Annotated in this window: 1 protein-coding gene; it reads right to left on the reverse strand. The window is 65.2% G+C overall.

Translation table 11 applies throughout. The features are described from left to right. Positions 1 to 437: 437 nt before the first annotated feature. On the reverse strand, positions 438 to 830 hold the full coding sequence (locus LK10_RS04265) for a hypothetical protein (protein WP_043120432.1): 393 nt from the start codon (positions 828 to 830) through the stop codon (positions 438 to 440). Positions 831 to 1111: the final 281 nt, after the last annotated feature.

Raw genomic sequence — 1111 nt, forward strand, 5'->3', positions numbered from 1 at the left:
TCGAGAAGATTTCCGGACGAGACGCCACGGCGAACAGCAAAGACTGCCGGGCCGTCCTCGCCGCGTACGACGGGAGCGCAATGGAGGACAGGTTCCGGATCAAGACTCAGGCGATGCTCGAGGCGGCACTTGCCGCAAGAAACGCCATTGTGCATAGGGTCTGGTCGAAAGCCGGTCTCGATGAGTGGTCGGGCTGGAAGCCGCTGCGCGCCAAGCAGCGCACAGACCATTGGCTTCAGGACAACAAGGCGTTCACTCCGGACGACTTCACGGACCTCATCAGCTCGCTCTGCGAGATCGTTCGCGGCCTTGGCGCAGCGATCGCCGAGGCCGGTTCTTACCCAGGAAGGCCTGATCCGGGCAGGACATCTCTGCACGGGTGGCCAGAGGCCCGGACCGTTCCCGAGACACTAGACGGTGGTCTCGGGGTACACCTGTTAGCCCGAGGCTGTGAACGCGCGGGCTGCTGCGAGGACGGCCTGCGCGGCGTCGTCGAGCTGGCCCTCGCGCAGCAGCCGTGCCGGCGGGACGTCGTCCAGCTGGGGGTTCATACCCTGGAACCAGGCCTGGACCACCGCCCTGGAGTCGCGCTCGGCAAGCAGGGCCGCCACATGGTAGGCGTGCCGCAGGCGGGTCATCACCTCGGCCGAGGGCTTCCGCTCGCCGTCGGCCCACTGGCGCACCGCGCGGGTCTCCTTCACCGATCCGATGTAGGCCACCAGCTTCGCACCGAGGATGTCCCTCAGGTCCCGGACCAGCTCGGCCTCGGAAAGCCTGATGGAGTCCTGGTGCGCCTTCAGCCCGCCACGGGCTCCTGCAACCGTCGCCATGCCCTCCATGCTTCCATAGAAAACAGGCAGGATCAATGACAGAATCACACCCTAAATCACAGGTCCCAGAACGCCGATAAGCGTCGTTACGTCAAGTAGTACTCTGCGTATCTCATCTGATGAATCACACGGGCTCCTCGCCCAGCACTGACGCGGGACGGCCCCTGGTGCCCGGAGTTGTGCGGATCTGGGGCTGATTCCGGCCCTGATTTCAGGCCGGGCTCGGCTTCCGCATGAGGACTGGCCGGGAGCTTGCTTGTCCAGAGAACCGGCCTCTGACG

This window comes from Sinomonas humi (genome assembly GCF_000802235.1).
In the GTDB taxonomy this organism is placed as follows: Bacteria; Actinomycetota; Actinomycetes; order Actinomycetales; family Micrococcaceae; genus Sinomonas; species Sinomonas humi.

Coding starts and splice junctions, on each gene's coding strand:
- LK10_RS04265 (WP_043120432.1), bottom strand. CDS start 830: ATGGCGACGGTTGCAGGAGCCCGTGGCGGGCTGAAGGCGCACCAGGAC.